General features: G+C 65.5%; 12 protein-coding genes, 2 tRNA genes and 1 pseudogene. 7 read left to right on the top strand and 8 right to left on the bottom strand.

Features of this window, described 5'->3' with window-relative positions; genetic code table 11:
• The first annotated feature begins 2 nt into the window (after positions 1 to 2).
• Positions 3 to 3,254: pseudogene (locus tag HNP51_RS07505) on the top strand (efflux RND transporter permease subunit).
• Positions 3,255 to 3,424: 170 nt separating this feature from the next.
• On the opposite strand, the gene HNP51_RS07500 reads toward HNP51_RS07505, so the two are convergent.
• Together HNP51_RS07500 and HNP51_RS07495 are read right to left on the bottom strand one after the other, a co-directional pair.
• Positions 3,425 to 3,514: transfer RNA gene (locus tag HNP51_RS07500), tRNA-Ser, on the bottom strand.
• A gap of 120 nt (positions 3,515 to 3,634) precedes the next feature.
• Complete coding sequence (locus tag HNP51_RS07495; RefSeq protein WP_260398377.1) at positions 3,635 to 4,564, bottom strand: DMT family transporter; 930 nt, start codon at positions 4,562 to 4,564, stop codon at positions 3,635 to 3,637.
• A gap of 126 nt (positions 4,565 to 4,690) precedes the next feature.
• Here HNP51_RS07495 and HNP51_RS07490 point away from each other — a divergent pair, with 126 nt between their 5' ends.
• The 5 genes from HNP51_RS07490 to HNP51_RS07470 are packed head-to-tail and all read left to right on the top strand — an operon-like array spanning position 4,691 to position 8,756.
• Positions 4,691 to 5,527, top strand: a complete 837-nt coding sequence (locus tag HNP51_RS07490; protein ID WP_311770663.1) for a septal ring lytic transglycosylase RlpA family protein — start codon at positions 4,691 to 4,693, stop codon at positions 5,525 to 5,527.
• A 37-nt stretch (positions 5,528 to 5,564) separates the two neighbouring features.
• The gene (gene tmk, locus HNP51_RS07485; RefSeq protein WP_184268648.1) at positions 5,565 to 6,191 is read left to right on the top strand and encodes a dTMP kinase; all 627 of its coding nucleotides are present in this window, start codon (positions 5,565 to 5,567) and stop codon (positions 6,189 to 6,191) included.
• Positions 6,188 to 7,168, top strand: coding sequence for a DNA polymerase III subunit delta' (locus tag HNP51_RS07480; RefSeq protein WP_184268646.1), 981 nt, complete (start codon positions 6,188 to 6,190; stop codon positions 7,166 to 7,168). The genes tmk and HNP51_RS07480 overlap by 4 nt, the downstream gene beginning before the upstream one ends.
• The gene (locus HNP51_RS07475) at positions 7,165 to 7,950 is read left to right on the top strand and encodes a TatD family hydrolase (protein WP_184268644.1); all 786 of its coding nucleotides are present in this window, start codon (positions 7,165 to 7,167) and stop codon (positions 7,948 to 7,950) included. The genes HNP51_RS07480 and HNP51_RS07475 overlap by 4 nt, the downstream gene beginning before the upstream one ends.
• Positions 7,947 to 8,756: an MBL fold metallo-hydrolase gene (locus HNP51_RS07470; protein ID WP_184268643.1), complete on the top strand. Its 810-nt coding sequence runs from the start codon at positions 7,947 to 7,949 to the stop codon at positions 8,754 to 8,756. Before HNP51_RS07475 ends, HNP51_RS07470 begins: the two co-directional genes overlap by 4 nt.
• Positions 8,757 to 8,905: 149 nt before the next feature.
• Here the strand turns inward: HNP51_RS07470 and HNP51_RS07465 are convergent, their stop codons facing one another.
• Positions 8,906 to 9,310: a hypothetical protein gene (locus HNP51_RS07465; RefSeq protein WP_184268641.1), complete on the bottom strand. Its 405-nt coding sequence runs from the start codon at positions 9,308 to 9,310 to the stop codon at positions 8,906 to 8,908.
• Positions 9,311 to 9,434: 124 nt separating this feature from the next.
• Positions 9,435 to 12,725, bottom strand: coding sequence for an autotransporter domain-containing protein (locus tag HNP51_RS07460; protein WP_184268639.1), 3,291 nt, complete (start codon positions 12,723 to 12,725; stop codon positions 9,435 to 9,437).
• Positions 12,726 to 13,028: 303 nt separating this feature from the next.
• On the opposite strand from HNP51_RS07460, the gene HNP51_RS07455 reads away from it, so the two are divergent.
• Entirely contained in the window at positions 13,029 to 14,279 is a 1,251-nt protein-coding gene (locus tag HNP51_RS07455) for a glycosyltransferase (RefSeq protein ID WP_184268637.1), read from the top strand.
• A 95-nt stretch (positions 14,280 to 14,374) separates the two neighbouring features.
• On the opposite strand, the gene HNP51_RS07450 is transcribed toward HNP51_RS07455, so the two are convergent.
• The 4 genes from HNP51_RS07450 to HNP51_RS07435 form a co-directional block, all read right to left on the bottom strand.
• Positions 14,375 to 14,451: transfer RNA gene (locus HNP51_RS07450), tRNA-Asp, on the bottom strand.
• Between the two features lie 118 nt (positions 14,452 to 14,569).
• Complete coding sequence (trpC, locus tag HNP51_RS07445; protein ID WP_184268635.1) at positions 14,570 to 15,367, bottom strand: indole-3-glycerol phosphate synthase TrpC; 798 nt, start codon at positions 15,365 to 15,367, stop codon at positions 14,570 to 14,572.
• Positions 15,364 to 16,398 carry an anthranilate phosphoribosyltransferase gene (gene trpD / locus HNP51_RS07440; protein WP_184268633.1) on the bottom strand — a complete coding sequence of 345 codons (1,035 nt, stop codon included), beginning with the start codon at positions 16,396 to 16,398 and terminating at the stop codon, positions 15,364 to 15,366. The genes trpC and trpD overlap by 4 nt, the downstream gene beginning before the upstream one ends.
• A 4-nt stretch (positions 16,399 to 16,402) precedes the next feature.
• Positions 16,403 to 16,993: an aminodeoxychorismate/anthranilate synthase component II gene (locus tag HNP51_RS07435; RefSeq protein WP_184268631.1), complete on the bottom strand. Its 591-nt coding sequence runs from the start codon at positions 16,991 to 16,993 to the stop codon at positions 16,403 to 16,405.
• Positions 16,994 to 17,099: the final 106 nt, after the last annotated feature.

Raw genomic sequence — 17,099 nt, 5'->3', positions numbered from 1 at the left:
TCATGTTCAAGGCTCTCATCGAGGCGTCCATCCGCTTCCGCTGGTTCGTCGTCCTGGCCGTGGCGCTGGTCGCCGGGCTGGGTCTTTTCGAACTGACCAAGCTGCCGATCGACGCCGTTCCCGACATCACCAACCGACAGGTCCAGATCACGACCGTCGCCCCGGCTCTGGCGCCCGAACAGATCGAAAGACAGGTCACCTATCCGCTGGAAACAGCCATGTCCGGCATCCCCGGACTGGTCAGCACTCGGTCATTGTCGCGCAACGGCTTCAGCCAGGTCACCGTCGTTTTCACGGACCAGACCGACATCTATTTCGCCCGCCAGCAGGTGGCTGAGCGGATGCGACAGGCGTCCGACAGTTTGCCCGAAGGCGTCGAGCCCGACCTGTCGCCCATCACGACGGGTCTGGGCGAGGTGCTGATGTGGACGGTCGATTACGTCCCCTTCAGCCTCAAGACCACGGTCGCTGCCGGCAAGCCGGGCTGGCAGGCCGACGGTGCCTATCTGACGCCAGAAGGCGAGCGACTGACCACGCCGTAGCAGCGCGCCACCTATCTGCGCACCGTTCAGGACTGGATCATCGCTCCGCAAATGCGCACCGCGCCCGGTCTGGCCGGGATCGACGTCAACGGCGGCTATGTGAAGGAATACGCGGTTCGTCCCGACGCGGCGGCACTGACCCGCTATGGTCTGGGCATGAGCGATCTGGTGCTGGCGCTGGAACGCGCCAACACCCAGGCCGGGGCCGGCTATGTCCAGCGGGCGGGGGAGGCCCTGGTGGTTCGCACCGACGCGCTGGCCGCGACGGTCGAAGATTTGGCTCAGGCGCCGGTCGTCAACCGCGGCGGCTTGGTCGTTCGTGTCGCCGACGTGGCCACCGTCGAAATCGGCCAGGCGCCGCGTCTGGGCGCCGCCAGCCGCGACGGCCACGAGGCCGTGCTCGGCACGGCACTGATGCGGGCCGGAGAGAACAGCCGCACCGTGGCTCAGGCCGCCGCGAAGCAATTGGAACAGGTCGGGGCGTCCTTGCCGCCCAGTATTGTTGCAGCCCCCGTCCTGAACCGCAGCGACCTGGTCAACTCGACCATTTCAACGGTGGCCCGCAACCTGATCGAAGGGGCCCTGTTCGTCATTGTCGTGTTGTTCCTGCTGCTCGGAAACTTCCGGGCGGCGGCGATTACGGCGCTGATGATTCCGCTGTCCTTCCTGTTCGCCGTCATCGGCATGAACCGGTTCGGCATCAGCGGAAACCTGATGAGCCTGGGCGCGCTCGACTTCGGCCTGATGGTCGACGGCGGCGTGGTGGTGATCGAGAGCACCCTGCTGATGCTGACCCAGAAACGGGCCGAGCTGGGGCGCATGCTGACCCGCAACGAACGCCTTGGCGTGGCGATGCTGGCGGCGCGCCGGATGGTCAAGCCGGCGGCCTTTGGCCAGCTTATTATCCTCCTAGTCTTCACCCCGCTGCTGATGCTGGAAGGGGTCGAAGGCAAGACCTTCGTGCCCATGGGGGCGACGGTGATGCTGGCCCTGGTCGGCGCCTTCATCCTCTCCTTCACCTTCGTCCCGGCCATGGCGGCCCTGTTCGTGCGCGAACCGAAGACGGTTAATCTGGACCCGAAAGGTCAGGCCGTGGAGCACGAGACGCGGGTTCTGCGCTTCGCCCGCCGCTGGGTCCTGCCAGCCATCATCGCGGCGGTGGCGCGTCCCAAGGTGGTTCTGATCGCCGCTCTGGCGACGCTGGCTGTGGGCGCCGTCTCCTTCATCAGTTTGGGCCGGGAGTTCATCCCGACGCTGGACGAGGGCGACATCGCCATGCAGGCCCTGCGCGTGCCTTCCGCCTCGCTGGAGCAATCCCTGGCCATGCAGATGGCTCTGGAGCGCGCCATCAAGACGCAGCCCGAGGTCGAGACCGTCTTCTCGCGCACCGGCACGGCCGAGGCCGCCGTCGATCCCATGCCCGCCAACATCTCGGACGCGGTCATTATCCTGAAGGACCGCAAGGATTGGCCTGATCCCAGGTTGTCGAAGGAAGACCTGATCGCCCGCATCGACGCGGTAGCCAACCAGCAGATCGGCAACAGCTTTGAATTCAGCCAGCCGATCGAGTTACGCTTCAACGAACTGATCTCGGGGGTCCGCACCGACCTGGCCGTCATCGTCTATGGCGACGATTTCGCCACCCTTCAAAAAACGGCGGAGGCGGTGGCCGCCAAGCTGCGGGCCACGCCCGGATCAGCCGACGTGCGGGTGGAGCAGGCGTCCGGTCTGCCGACCCTGACCATCAGCGTCGACCGTTTCGCCGCCGCCAACTATGGCCTGTCCGCCGCGGATGTCTCCGAGACAGTCTCCACCGCCATAGGAGGAGCCGAGGCCGGTCGTATCTTTGAAGGCGACCGTCGCTTTGACGTCGTCGTGCGCCTGCCCGACGATGAGCGAAACGATCCGGCCACCCTGGCGGCCTTGCCGATTGTTTCCGGCTCGGGCGTCGTCGTGCCTCTATCTTCGGTGGCGCGCATCCACATCGCCGAAGGGCCGAACCAGATCAGCCGCGAGAACGGCAGCCGGCGCATGGTGGTCCAGGCCAATGTGCGTGACCGCGATCTGGGCGGCTTCATCACCGAGGCGCAAAGATCGGTCGCCGAAGTCGCTCTGCCGGTCGGATACCGCCTCAAGTGGGGCGGTCAGTTCGAGAACCTGAAGCGCGCGGAGCAACGCCTTGGTCTTGTCGTGCCCATCGTCTTCGTCCTGATCGGCGTCCTGCTGTTCATGGCGCTGGGGTCGCTCACTGAGGCGGGACTGGTCTTCGCCTGCGTGCCCCTGGCTCTGGTCGGAGGGGCGCTGGCCTTGTTGCTCAGAGGAATGCCGTTCTCGGTCTCGGCGGCGGTCGGCTTCATCGCCGTGTCCGGCGTCGCAACCCTGAACGGACTAGTGTTGATGCAGACGATCCAGGAACGGCTGCGGGCAGGCCAGCCCCCCGCGTCTGCGGCCATCGAGGGCGCGTCCAGCCGCCTTCGAGCCGTGCTGACCACAGCCTTGGTGGCCATCGTGGGCTTCATCCCTATGGCGCTGGCGCATGGGGCGGGCGCCGAGGTCCAGAAGCCTTTGGCCACCGTGGTCATCGGAGGTCTGCTGACCGCCACGGCCTTGACGCTTCTGGTGCTTCCGACGTTTTCAGCCTGGACGATGAAGCGCCGCGTTGTTCCTGATCTCGAAGTCATAGGAGGAGGGACGGGCAGCCCCACTGATTAAGCTGACTTCCTGGAGGAAGGCGGGCGTCAACCTCATCGGTTAGCGCCCGCCAGGCAAGGTTGGAGCGGCGGGTGGCGCTTCGCCATCTAGGGGCCCGTGAAGCTGTCGCTCGAGCTTGTGCTCAGACATGCCGGCGTCGATGCATCTCGATGCAGTTTTTCGAGTGGGAGTGGCGGAAGCGGTGGGATTCGAACCCACGGACGGCTCTCACCGTCGCTGGTTTTCAAGACCAGTGCCTTAAACCACTCGGCCACACTTCCACATCGAGCCGGTCTGGTTCTGGTGACCGGTCGGCGCGAGTCGAGACAGCGCGCGGAGGCGTGCATAGCGTCAAGTTCGCCGCCGCCCAAGCACAAAGCGCAGGCTATCCACGCAACATCTCAGGCCCTCGCAGGCGCCGGCGGGCGGGTCACCAACCAGATGCCTCCGCAGACCAGGGCCAGCGCCGCCAGATAGCTCCACCGCAACAGAGATTCTCCGAGGAAGATAGCCGACAGGGCCACGCCGAAGACCGGGACCAGGAAGTTGAAGGCGGCGATCATACCGACCGGGTTGTGCTTCAGCAGCAGACTCCACACTGCGAAGGCCACCGAGGAAAGCAGGGCCATATAGAGCAGCAGAGCGCCGGACTGGGGGTTGAACCCTTCCAGCCGCCCGCCGCCCGCCATGCCGACGCCGGTCAGAATCAGGCCGCCAACAAGAAGCTGCCAGCCCGTCATGACCATGGGGTCCATGCTGGCCGACAGGCGCTTGCCATAGATGGAGGCGGCCGCCAGCACGAAGGCGGCGATGATGACGAAGCCTTCGCCCAGCAGGCTGAAATCAAAACCCAGGGCGCCGCCGCCCAGATTGACCACCACCACGCCGAGAAAGCCGACGGCGCAGCCCAGCAGCTTGCGCGCACTGAGCCGGTCGTTCGCATAGATGAAGTGGGCGAGGACCACGCTGAAAAAGACGCCCGTGGCGTTCATGATGGACGACTTCACACCGCTGGCGTGGGCCAGGCCGATATAGAAGAAGACGTACTGGATCGCCGTCTGGGTCAGGCCCAGCAGGGCGACCTGGCCCATCTGCCGACGGCTCAGCGCCAGGATCTGCTTCTTCATCGCCGTGGCGACCATCAGCAGGATCGCGCCGGCCAGGGCGAAGCGCCAGCCAGCGAACAGCATCTGGCTGGCGATGTCGCTGGGGGCGATGTGCAGCAGGGCATAGCCGTTCTTGATGGCGGGATAGGCGCTGCCCCACAGGATGCAGCACAGGGTCGCCAAGGCGAAGACGCCCGAACGGGTCTGGTAGAGGGAGGGTTTCAAGGCGCTCGCTTCAAGAACAGGGCGCGGGCGCGAAGGCGTCGCCGCGACGTGCGGACGCATAGCCTCAAACACCTTGTTAACCAAACCGGAAACCTCCTCTGCGACGATCACTTTGAGTGAACCGGAGTGCGTACGACCATGATGTCGAGAATGCTGAAGGGCGCGGCGGCTGCCGTCGCCTTTTCCACCTTGGCGGCCTGCGCCAGTATCGGTGGCGGGCGCGACGCTCCACTGCGTCCGCCGGTCGTGACCGATCCCGCGCCCATCGTTTCCGGTACGATGCGGCCCTATCAGATCAAGGGCCGCTGGTACCGTCCGGTCGAACAGCCCAATTATGACGAGGTCGGCATGGCGTCGTGGTACGGGGCGCAGCACAACGGTCGCCCGACCTCGACGGGTGAGCGGTTCGACATGACCGCCCTGACGGCGGCGCACAAGACCCTGCCGTTGCCGAGCCTGGTGGAGGTGACCAATCGCGCCAATGGGCGCCGTGTCATCCTGCGCGTCAATGACCGGGGGCCGTTCGTGGACAGCCGGATCATCGACCTGTCGCGTGCAGCGGCAGAGGAGCTGGGCCTGTTGTCGCAGGGCGTAGGCGAGGTGAGGGTGCGCTATGTCGGTCGCGCGCCGAGGACAGGGGGCGGAATGGCGATGCGGCGAGCAGAAGTGGAGCCGGCGCCGCAGCCGAGGCCCTATATTCAACCCGTGACGACGGTGGCACCTGTGGTCTCGGGCGCATCCGCCTATTGGGTTCAGGCGGGAGCCTTTTCGGACCGTCGGGCCGCCAAGCGAATCGCTGACCGTCTGGGCGATCGCGCGACGGTTCAGGACCTGAACGGCGTCGGCCAGGCCCAGTTTCGGGTGATCGTTGGTCCCTGGCCCGACGCTAACGCCGCTGAACAGGCCCGTCAGGCGGTTATCGCACGCGGGTTTGGCGACGCCCTGTTGATATCAGGCGGTTAAGGCTTGCCTGACGCGCCGGGCTCGCCATTGTGCGCGGGTGCAGCGCGGTAAGTTCATCACATTCGAAGGCGGCGAGGGAGCTGGCAAGACCACGCAGGCGCGCCTGTTGGTCGAGCACCTTCGCTCGCTTGGAATCGACGTCATCCAAACGCGCGAGCCGGGTGGTTCGCCCGGCGCGGAGGTTATTCGCAACATTGTCGTGGCCGGGGACGCCGAGCGCTGGTCGCCGCGTACCGAGACCCTGCTGATGTACGCCGCGCGCTCGGATCATCTGGAGCGCACCATTCGTCCGGCTCTGGACGCCGGCAAGTGGGTAGTTTGCGATCGTTTCGCCGATTCCAGCCGTGTTTATCAGGGTGCGGGCGGCGGCGCGTCCGAAACCCTGATCGAGGCTCTGGACGCCGCCATCGTGGCCGAGGATCAACCGGATCTGACACTGGTGTTCGACTTGCCGGTCGAAGTCGGGCTGGAGCGCGCCTTCGGTCGCGGCCTGTTCGAGACCCGGTTCGAGTCCAAGGGGCTGGCCTTCCATCAGAAGCTCCGTGAAGGCTTCCTCGGCGTGGCGCGCCGCCACCCGGAACGCTGCGTCGTGATCGACGCCACGGGCGAGCTTGAGGCCGTTTCCGAACGCCTGCGGAGCGCCGTCGCCGAGCGGCTGCTGTGAGCGAACACCCGCGCGACCGGTTCGACCTGGTCCCGGACGTCGCCGCCGAAGAAGCCTTTCTTGACGCCCTGAGCCGGGGACGACTGCACCACGCCTGGCTGCTGTGCGGGGTCGAGGGCAGCGGAAAGGCGACCTTCGCCTATCGCGCCGCGCGCCGCCTGCTGGGGGCCGCGTCCGATCCGACGCGCGGGCCGCTGGGCGCCGCGCCCTATGATCCGGTCAGCCAGCTGGTTTCGGCCCAGTCCCATCCAGATCTGCTGGTGATGGAGCGGCTGGTCGAGGGTGGCAAGCAGAAGAAGACCATCTCGGTGGATCAGGCCCGCGACCTGCCGGGCTTCTTCGCCAAGAGCCCGTCCCAGGCTCAGTATCGTGTGGCCATTATCGACGCCGCCGACGACCTGAACATCAATGCCGCCAACGCCTTGTTGAAGATTCTTGAAGAGCCGCCTGAGCGCGGCGTCCTGCTGCTGGTGACCCATGCGCCGGGCCGCTTGCTGGCGACGATCCGCTCGCGCTGCCGCCGTCTAAGCTTCCCGATCTGGACCCCGGATCAGTTGGAGACCCTGGTGCGCAATCGCACCGGCGCCGATCCCGACGACGCACGACTGGCCGCCGACATGGCGGGCGGATCGCCCGGCGCGGCCCTGGCTCTGTCGTCGGGCGCCATGCAGGAAGTCGACGCTGTGGCGCGCAGTTGGGTTCTGGGCGACGCTGTCGATCGTGCCGAACAGCTGGCCGTCGCCGACGGTTTTCGCGGGGCTGAAGGCCAGGCGCGGTTCGAGGCCCTGATGGATCGGCTGATTGCGGCGGTCAAGGTGCGCGCGCTCGAGGCTCCGGCGGGGCAGGGCGCACGCTGGGCCGAGCTGTGGACCCGCCTGGCCGAGTTGCCGGACCGCACGGCGGCCATCAACCTTGACCGCGCCGACGTCTTGGCCGGCGCCCTGGCCGACATCGCCCGCACCAAGGCCCTGAGATGATCATCGACAGTCACGTCAATCTGCACGCCCCTCAGTTCGACGAGGACCGCGACGACGTCATCGCCCGCGCCCGCGAGGCGGGCGTGCGCCTGATGGTCGAGATTTCGGACAAGCTGTCGACCTTTGAGGCGACGCACGCCCTGGCCATGGCCCATGACGACATCTGGTGCACGGTCGGGGCCCACCCGCACGAAGCCAAGGACCACGTCGAAATGACCGCCGACGAACTGGTCGCCCTGGCCCAGCGGCCGCGCGTCATCGGCATCGGCGAGTGCGGCCTGGACTTCCACTACGACCTCAGCCCGCGCGACGAGCAGGCGGCGGTCTTCCGCCAGCACATCGACGCTGCGCGCCGAACTGGCCTGCCGCTGGTGGTGCATACGCGTGAGGCCGACGACGTCATGGCCGCCATCCTGCGCGAGGAGCACGCCAAGGGCCCCTTCAAGCTCCTGATGCACTGCTATACCAGCGGCATAGAACTGGCTGAAACCGCAGCGGAACTCGGCGCCTGGTTCTCCGTTTCGGGCATCGCCACCTTCAAGGCGGCGGAGGACGTGCGCGAGGTCATTCGCCGGATGCCCGAGGACCGGATCATCGTCGAAACCGACTGCCCCTATCTGGCGCCCATCCCCCATCGCGGGCGGCGCAATGAACCAGCCTATGTCGGCCTGGTGTTGCAGAAGCTGGCTGAAATCCGAGGCTGGTCGCTCGAAGAAGCTGACCGGCGCACGACCGACGCCTTCTTCGCCCTGTTCGACCGCATTCCCCGGCCCGCCGAATGAGCAAGCCGGGAGAACTAGAGATTGTCATCCTCGGTTGCGGCTCGTCCGGCGGCGTGCCGCGCGGCGACGGCGACTGGGGCGACTGCGATCCCAATGAGCCCAGAAACAGACGCACCCGCTGTTCCATGCTGGCGCGGCGTCATGGGCCGGATGGAACCACGAGCGTCCTGATCGACACCTCGCCTGACCTGCGAAGCCAAGCGCTGATGGCCGGGATCACCCATGTTGATGCTGTCCTCTACACCCACGACCACGCCGACCAGACGCACGGCATCGATGATCTGCGCGTCTTCGCCATCCATGCGCGACGACGTATCCAGGCCTGGATGGACCCCGCCACCCATCACGCCTTGACCAAGCGCTTCGACTACATCTTCGAGAGCCAGCACGGCTATCCGGCCATTCTAGAGGCCCATCGCATTCCGGCTCATGGCGAGGCTTGGGGTATCGACGGGGCGGGCGGCGAAATGCCCGTCGTGACCTTCGATCAGACGCATGGGCCGATCCGTTCGGTTGGCTATCGGGTCGGGCCGGTCGCCTATTCCAGCGACGTATCCGATCTGGATGAGGCGGCGTTGGGGGCGGTGCGCGGCGCCGACCTGTGGATCATCGACGCCCTGCGCTACACGCCCCATCCGACTCATGCTCATGTCGACAAGGCGCTGGAATGGGTCTCCCAGGCCGGGGTTGGTCGGGCAGTGCTGACAAACCTGCATATTGATCTGGATTACAATGCCTTGTCAGCATCTCTTCCTGACAACGTTGAAGTCGCTTTCGACGGCTGGAGCCGCCGTTTCGACCTCTAGCGCGCTCCTCTCGATCAGGTTCTGAACCGAGGCTCGGCTAACAGGCGTCGTATAAAGGAAAGACGAAGCGGTGAAGCTCGACCCCGGGTGGATCTCAGCCTTTACCCCCTGCTGTAAGTTTCGCAGGAGGGGGCTATCTGGCTAGAGACCTAGTCGTCAGCGTCGGATGCGTCGATTGCATTGGCGACAAGGTCGCGCCATGTCGGATCAGTGTCGTCCACGATATCGACGTCGTCCATCAAGGCCACAGCTCCGCTGCCATCGGGCAGGATCAGCCCCAGCACCTCCATGGGCTCTCCGTCGGATCCGATGTGACATTCGGCCTGAACGACCACTGCGGCCTGCTCCCCGTCATCTTCCCACCAGATGATGGGTTGGGGCAGGTCCATGTCGAGCGTGCGGGCGTCTTCCGTGTCGCCTAGGGCGAAAATAGCTCGGCGTGCTTGAACGTCCTCGAGCGTCGCCACGGCGCCAATGAAGGGCTTCAGGCGGGCCCAGTCGTCCACATCGAAGCCGCCGCCGTCTTCTTCGTTATCGTCATAGTCCTGGGCCATGCGCCGCTCCTCGGTTTGAAGAGGTGTCTAGCGCCGACAGGGACAAAAGTAACGACGCGGCTGTCGTTATTAAAAAGGCCGCCGGGCGAACCCAGCGGCCTCTTTGCTGTTCGACGTTGGCCGATCAGAACTTGAAGCTGGCGCGCAACAACAGAGTGTAGCGGACATAGTCTTCCAGCAGTTCGGCGTCTCCGGTGATCGACAACATGCCCAGGTCGTTGCCTACATTCAGGCGGAAGCCGAGGATGGGGCCGCCGCCCTCGATGCTGGCAGGATCCAAGGTGAAGGCGTCGCCGCCCGAGGCGAACCGAGCGATGGTGGTGCCGGCATCGACCGAGAAGTTCTGACGCCAGCCCGCACGGATTTCCGGGCGGATCCAGCCGTCCTTGCCAAAGCCGTAGCCGATGTTCACTGCGGCGACGCCGGAGAACATGTGACCGTCGCGTTCGTCGATCTTGAGATCGAAGCCATCGCCGCCGCCCTTTTCAGTGCGCGCGTCTTCGCTGAGCGAGAAGTACTCGGCGTAGATTTCAGGACGGACGTTCACGCGACCGAAGTTGCGCTCATACGAGGCGCCGCCCGCGGCAGCCAGAGTGAAGCCGTGCCAGTCAGATTCGTTCTTCAGGTTGATGCCGTCGGCGACCAGCTTGCGGGTCGCGTTGAATGAGGCGTAGCCGCCTGCGGCGCGGGCCCAGGTCGTCCAGTATTGGCCCTGAGCACGCCAATAGAGCCCCAGTTCCAGCAGGTTGGCTGACAGAACTTCTTCCGCTGCAGATTCGGGATCTTCCAGGTCCGACGAAGTGAAGGCGGCGGTAAGGCCGACCGCACCCATGTTGGTGCCACGCTCCACGCCGCCGGCGACGCCGAAGCCTTCCGAACGGAAGCCGTATGAGTCAGTTTTGTCCTTGTCGGCGTAGAAGTTGATTTCCTGGACCCAGGCGCTGGTCTCGCCCGGCGCGGCCGAGGCATTGCGGCCAGTCAGGGCGCGCGTCACGGCATCGACGCCGCTTGCGAGCGAAAGCAGAGGTCCGCCCGAGTGGTCAGGCAGCATCTGCTCGTAGATGTCGAAGAAGCCATCGCGGCCGGTCTGGTTCAGGATGGCGTTGCGGATAACTTCGTTCTGGCCGAGTGCGTCATAGATCGAGTCATAGGCCGAGGCCTCGACCTTGATCATGCCGGCCTCTTCCGCCGTCCGGCGACGTGCATCGACATAGATCTCGCCCGCAGCGGCGTCGGCTCCGGCCTTCACGACGAAGGCGTAGGGAGAGTTAGCCTGGACTGAGTCAGGATCGATCGCGCCTGTATTCAGAGTGTTGGCGTCGATGATGGTGAAGCGGGTGGGGTCCTGCAGCAGCGAGTTGAAACGCACGCCCAGGCCCGCGCCGGTCGCGATGTTGGCGACGCCGTCAACCTTAAAGCCGCTGTTCGTGCCCTTGGCCGGATCAAGCGTGACGATCAAGTCGCCGTCGGCGCCGATGTTGAGGTTGCTGATCGTCGTCACCCCGCCCTGGCGAGCGTCGAGCGTGCCTTTGGTAATGTCGATATCCAGCAGGCCGTCGGAGTTGGTGATGGCGCCGCGCACGACGGACCCGCCCGAGATCGAGAGGCGGTCGGCGCCTGCGCCGAACGAAATGTCGCCCACAACAACCCCGTTCTGGATGTCCAGAAGGTCCGCACCCGAACCCAACTTGATGTCGCCGAAGGTCGTGGGCTCGCGCGAATCCGTCACGCCGTCACCGTCAGTGTCCGGATCGGCAGTCGTGGCCGTCCCGGCGATGCCCTTTTGGGTGAAGGTGACGCCAGAAGTGTTGGCGCTGACGTCGATGGCGGTCGCCTTCCCGGTGATCGCGCTGCCATCAGCGTTGGCCGAAACATTGGCCTGGATCGACCGAGTGTTGGTGATCGAGGTCAGGCTGCCGCTCAGGTCCGCGATTGCTGTCGTGTTGGCCTTGCCGCCACCCGCCGTGGCCGCGATCACGCCATCATTGTTGAGTGAGGCGACATTCGCTCCGGCCTCAATCCGAACGGCCGTGACCTGGTTGGCGCCTTGCGTGGCCGAGGCCGCGCTGATGGTGCCAGTATTGATCATGGTTGGCGACGTAGCGCCCGCAGCGAAGCGAACGGCCGTAGCGTCGGCTTCGTTGGCCAGAACCGCGATAGAACCTTCGTTGCGGACGCCACCTTGGATGGTTACAGCCTGACCGCCAGCCACACCGAACTGCAGCGCTGTGGGTGCGACCTTGTCATAAACGCCGATGCCGAAGATTTCGCCGCGGTTGACGAATCCATAGGCATTGTTGCCCGTGCCAGCGACGCCGAGCGTGACAGCATTTGCGGTCGAGCCAACCACCACTGCCGGGGCGGCGCCATACGAGGTGACCTTGGCCACGCCTTCGTTGGCGTCCGGCAGACCGTCGCCGTCGCGATCCGTGTCATCGCGATTTTTGACGCCGTCGCCGTCATCATCCTCGTCGCCGTTCTTGACGCCGTTGCCGTTGTCGTCGCCGTCGATCCCCGCGGCGCTGTAAGCAGGGCCTGTGTCAAACAACACGCCTTTGGCGACGTTTGCGCCGATGCTTACGGCGGGACCGCCCTGCAGCAGGTCGTCAGCGTCCAGGTTTTCGAGGAACAGGACTTCGGCCGGAACCGTGCCGCTGGTCGGCTTGTTCTGCGGCCGGGTGGTATAGCGATAGCCCGTGGACGTGATCGTCCCCTGAATAGCAAGGCGGCCATCGACAGCGCCGTCAACGGCCACGCCCACAGCGTTCTCGCCACGGGCCGAGACTGAGCCCAGAAGACTTACGTTGCCGGTAACCGGCCCGGTGACGCTGACACCCTTGGTGTTATCGCCCGTGACACTCACGTTGCCGAAGCTGGTCAGGTTACCCACCAGCGGCGCCTCAATCGAAACCCCGTAGGAGTTATTGCCTTCGACGAGGATCGCCCCGCCCGTCTCAATCAGAATGTCGCCGGTCTTGGCGCCGGGGCCGGTTACCCGAAGACCGTAGCGTCCGGTGCCTGAAGCCAGCGGGCCGTCAGGGTCGCCGTCCTTGTCAGTGTCCTTGTATTCCTCGATGTCATCAGAAATCGAGATCGTGCCGCCGATGGTGATCGGACCAGTCGTGCCGCCCTGGGCAAGGATACCGGTTGCGCCGTCGGCGGCCTTGGTCATCGTGATCGAGGACCCGCCGTCCAGGTCCACACTATGGTTCGAATCAATGGTGACAGCGGCGCCGCTAGTCACTGAGATGGAACCACCACTGGCTAGCCTAATGCTGTCGGGCGTGCCGGCTGTTGTAGCCTTGGACGTCGCTATGGGTGTGGTGCGAGCAGTCGAGATCACTTCCTCGGCGTGAGCGCCGGCAGCAACCATCAAGGGGGCGATCGCCACAGCGGTCGCGAGTAGAATACGCATTAGATAGAAACCCCTCGAGGACACACGCGCAAGGACGCCAGTCGCCCGTTTAACAGGCTCGACGACACCATGCCCCAAGTTTCTCGAATTTGAGGCGAATGCAAGGCCGTGGTTAAGACCCCGAACCTGAACGGGAGATGAAAATCAGGATTTTCGTCGATATGGCCGCGCTTGGGTAAATGGGTGCTTGAGCGCAGGAGTTTCCGAGGCTAGGGCCGATTCATGGTCAATTCCAAACGCGCAAGTCGCATCCAATCCAGAGCCGGCCGCGTTGAGGGGGCGAACTCTGGTGGGGGCTTATCAATGAGAATCAGCGACATCGACGTCCAGGAAAGTGAACTGCGCTTGTTTCCTGGCTTGGACGAAGAGGTCGCGGAGACGCTACGCGTCTTGAAGGCTTCCACGGCTGATCCCCGACCGCGACTGGTTGACACCACCATGCTGTTCGCTCCTCGTTCGGGCGGGGTGAAGCGGTACCTGCTGTCCAAGAAGGCTTGGCTTGAGGCGAACCGCCCTTCGGTCGCGCATACCCTGGTCGTGCCGGGGGCCAAGCATCGGGCAGATAGCAGCGGAATCGTCCAGCTTCATGCGGCCAAGCTGCCATTCGGCGACGGCTATCGCTGGCCCAGTTCCGTGCGGCGCTGGGGTGCCTGGGTGGCGTCCATGAACCCGACCGTGATCGAGGCTGGTGATCCCTATACCCCCGGGCAGGGCGCACTGGAAGCCGGGCAACGCGCCGGTTGTCCAGTGGTCGGCTTCTGCCACTCTGACCCGGCGGGACTGGCGGCTCTGCATTTCGGCGAGTGGGCCAAGAAGCCGGTCGAGAAACGCTGGGCCAAGCTCTTTTCTCAATTCGACCGCGTCGTATCACCCAGCCGCTTCATCGCGCGACGGCTGGAAGAGGCAGGCGTAGGCGACATTGTAATTCGGCCTCTCGGGGTCGAGGTGGGCACCTTTCATCCCGATCGTCGGGACCGCGACTGGCTGTTGAAAAAGCTTGGCCTTGAGGCGGATGCTCGTCTGCTGTGTTTTGCGGGCCGTCCGGCCAAGGAAAAGAACGTCGACGTTCTGATCGACGCCGTTCAGCGGTTGGGCGCGCCCTATTATCTAGTCCTGGTCGGCGCCGGGGCGGGCATGCCGGCCGAAGATCGGGTAATCTCGCTGCCCTATGAAAAGGACCCCAAGGCTGTGGCCCGGATCATCGCCAGCTGCGACGCTTTTGTTCACGCCAATGACAAGGAGCCATTCGGTCTGATTGTGCTGGAGGCTATGGCCTGCGGACGCCCGGTCGTTGGCGTTGACGCCGGCGGGGTGGCCGAGACGGTCGACCTGAGTGTGGGGCAACTGGCGCGATCAGCAGATCCAGCCGACTACGCCGAGGCCGTCGAGGCGCTGTTCGCCCGCGACGTGGAGGCCTTGGGTCAGGCGGCGCGGGTCAAGACGGTCGAACAGTTCGCCTGGGGTCGGGTCTTTGAGGATCTGTCGATGCTTTATGGTGAGTTGAGCGGTCGTTCCGAGTTCGTCAGACCGCAAGAAACCGCGCCGCTGAACTAGCAGCAAAAAGCTAGCGGCGAGGGACTGATCAGTTTAAACAAGGGGCGACATCGCCATCCGCGGGCAGGGCGCGCCATTTTCTTCAGTGAAGAGAATGGCGCGAGTGACGGGACTCGAACCCGCGACCTCCGGCGTGACAGGCCGGCACTCTAACCAACTGAGCTACACCCGCATTCCCCTCCGCGAGGAGGAGAAGGGGCGAATAGGGGCGACTCACGCCGCGGTCAAGCGTCGAGCGCTCCTGGCGCTGAAAAAGCCCGAAAATCAGACTTCCGGATGCGCTGATGAAGTCAAATGAAGGACAGCAGAGCCCGGGTCGCCGCTTCCACATCCTCCTGACGCATCAGGCTTTCGCCGACGAGGATGGCCTGGGCGTGGGCGTCGGCGACGCGCTCGACGTCGTCGGGGGTGAAAATGCCGCTTTCGGCCACCAGCAGGGCCTTCACCGGGCTGAGCATGGACAGGCGCTCGGTGGCGTCGAGGTCGACCTCGAAGGTGCGAAGGCTGCGGTTGTTGATCCCGACCAGATCGCCGCCCAGCTTGCAGGCGCGGGCCATTTCGGCCTCGTCGTGGGTCTCGATCAGGGCGTCCATGCCGAAGCGCTCGGCCTCGGCCAGCAGGTCGGCGGCCAAAGCGTCGTCGACCATGGCCAGGATGATGAGGATACAGTCGGCGCCCAGGGCGCGGCTCTCGGCCACCTGCCAGGGGTCGACCAGGAAGTCCTTGCGCAGGCAGGGCAGGGCGACCGCGTCGCGGGCGGCGGCCAGGAAGGCGTCGTCGCCCTGGAAGCTGGGGCCGTCGGTCAGGACGGACAGGCAGGTGGCGCCGCCGCGCTCATAGGATTTGGCCAGCGCGGGCGGATCGAAGTCGGCGCGGATCAGGCCCTTGGACGGGCTGGCCTTCTTGATCTCGGCGATCAGGGCGGGGCGGCCGGTCTCCTCGGCGACCCGTTCAAGAGCGGCGCGGAAGCCGCGCGGGGCTGAGGCCTGCGCGGCAAGGGCCTCGACGGCGTCCTGAGGGGTCGCAATCTTGCGGGCGGCTACGTCGTCGCGCTTGTAGGCGGCGATTTTCGCCAGAACGTCGGTCATGCGGCCTCGGGTTCGATGGGGGTGTTGGTGACGCGCACCAGGGTTTCCAGCGCGGCGGCGGCGCGGCCGTCGTCGATGACGGCGGCGGCCAGTTCGGCGCCTTCACGCAGGTCGGCGGCGCGGTCGGCCACCACCAGGGCGGCGGCGGCGTTCAGCACGACGATGTCGCGATAGGGGCCGGGCGCCCCAGCCAGCAGGGCGGTTAGCGCGGCTGCATTATGCTCGGCGTCGCCGCCGCGCAGGTCGTCCAGGGTGGCCAGCGGCAATCCGGCGTCGGCGGGCATGACGGTGAAGCGGCGGACGGCGCCGTCCTTCCACTCGGCCACCTCGGTCGAACCTGTGGTGGTCAGCTCGTCCAGACCCTGACCGTGGACGGTCCAGGCTCGGCGCGCGCCGAGGCGGCCCAGAACCTCGGCCAGAGGCTCCAGCAGGGCGGGATCATAGACGCCCATGACCTGTCGGTTCGCATGCGCCGGATTACAAAGCGGCCCCAGAAGGTTGAAAACCGTGCGGAAACCGATCTCGGCGCGCACCGGCCCGACGTGGCGCATGGCCCCGTGATAGGTGGGGGCGAACAGGAAGGCGATGCCGGCCTGATCCAGGGCGAGGGCCTGTTGCGGGATGGTGGCGTCCAGGTTGACGCCCAGCGCCGCCAGGACGTCGGAGGAACCGGATTTGGAGCTGATGGCGCGGTTGCCGTGCTTGGCGACCTTGAGGCCGGCGCCCGCCAGGACGAAGGCGGCGGCCGTCGAGACGTTATAGGTGTGCTGGCCGTCGCCGCCTGTGCCGCAGGTGTCGATCACCTCGTCGAACGGATGATCCAGCGACAGGGCGGCGTCGCGCATGGCGGTGGCAAAGGCGACGATCTCGTCCACTGTCTCGCCGCGGATGCGCAGGGCGGTGACGGCGGCGGCGACCTGGGACGGGGTCGGCTCGCCGCGCAGGCAGGCGGAGAAGAAGGCGTGGGCTTCATCCGGCGTCAGGACGCGACCGTCGACCAGCTTGCCCAGCAAAGGTTTGAAACCGTCCATGGCCTCAGACCGTCGCCGCGCGTTTGACGCCCGCCAGGTCGAGGAAGTTGGCGATCATGGCGTGGCCGTGCTCGGTGGCGATGGATTCCGGGTGGAACTGAACGCCGTGGATCGGTCGGGTCCGGTGGGCCAGACCCATGATCTCGCCATCTGCGGTCCAGGCGGTGACTTCCAACTCATCCGGCAGGGTCTCGCGACGCACGGCCAGCGAGTGATAGCGGGTGGCGGTGAAGGGCGAGGGCAGGCCCTTGAACAGGCTGCGGCCCTCATGCTCGATCGGCGAGGTCTTGCCGTGCATCAGGGTCTTGGCGCGGATGACGTCGCCGCCGAAGGCTTGCCCTATGGCCTGGTGGCCCAGGCAGACGCCGAAGATGGGCATATCCAGCGGCGCGGTCGTGATCAGCGGCAGGCAGATGCCGGCCTGATCCGGGGCGCAGGGGCCGGGCGACAGCAGCACGGCCTCGGGCTTCAAGGCCCAGGCTTCGTCCACCGTCAGGTCGTCATTGCGGACGACGTGCGTCTGGGCGCCCAGCTCCGCGAGGTAGTGGACGAGGTTGTAGGTAAAGCTGTCGTAGTTATCGACGACGAGGATCATGGCAGGGTTCTTAGGACGGGAGGGACGACGCGCCAAGCGAAGGCGGGATGAAAGCGGACGTTAAGCAGTCCGCGCGATACAGGAGCATCGCCATCGGAAGAAATCC

The organism is Brevundimonas bullata, from assembly GCF_014207965.1.
GTDB classification, from domain to species: domain Bacteria; phylum Pseudomonadota; class Alphaproteobacteria; order Caulobacterales; family Caulobacteraceae; genus Brevundimonas; species Brevundimonas bullata_A.
The sequence above is the reverse complement of the archived record's forward strand: the minus strand, read 5'-3'. Positions and strand labels throughout refer to the sequence as shown.

Coding starts and splice junctions, on each gene's coding strand:
- HNP51_RS07455 (WP_184268637.1), top strand. CDS start 13,029: ATGAGAATCAGCGACATCGACGTCCAGGAAAGTGAACTGCGCTTGTTT.
- HNP51_RS07460 (WP_184268639.1), bottom strand. CDS start 12,725: ATGCGTATTCTACTCGCGACCGCTGTGGCGATCGCCCCCTTGATGGTT.
- HNP51_RS07470 (WP_184268643.1), top strand. CDS start 7,947: ATGAGCAAGCCGGGAGAACTAGAGATTGTCATCCTCGGTTGCGGCTCG.
- trpD (WP_184268633.1), bottom strand. CDS start 16,398: ATGGACGGTTTCAAACCTTTGCTGGGCAAGCTGGTCGACGGTCGCGTC.
- trpC (WP_184268635.1), bottom strand. CDS start 15,367: ATGACCGACGTTCTGGCGAAAATCGCCGCCTACAAGCGCGACGACGTA.
- HNP51_RS07435 (WP_184268631.1), bottom strand. CDS start 16,993: ATGATCCTCGTCGTCGATAACTACGACAGCTTTACCTACAACCTCGTC.
- HNP51_RS07475 (WP_184268644.1), top strand. CDS start 7,165: ATGATCATCGACAGTCACGTCAATCTGCACGCCCCTCAGTTCGACGAG.
- HNP51_RS07465 (WP_184268641.1), bottom strand. CDS start 9,310: ATGGCCCAGGACTATGACGATAACGAAGAAGACGGCGGCGGCTTCGAT.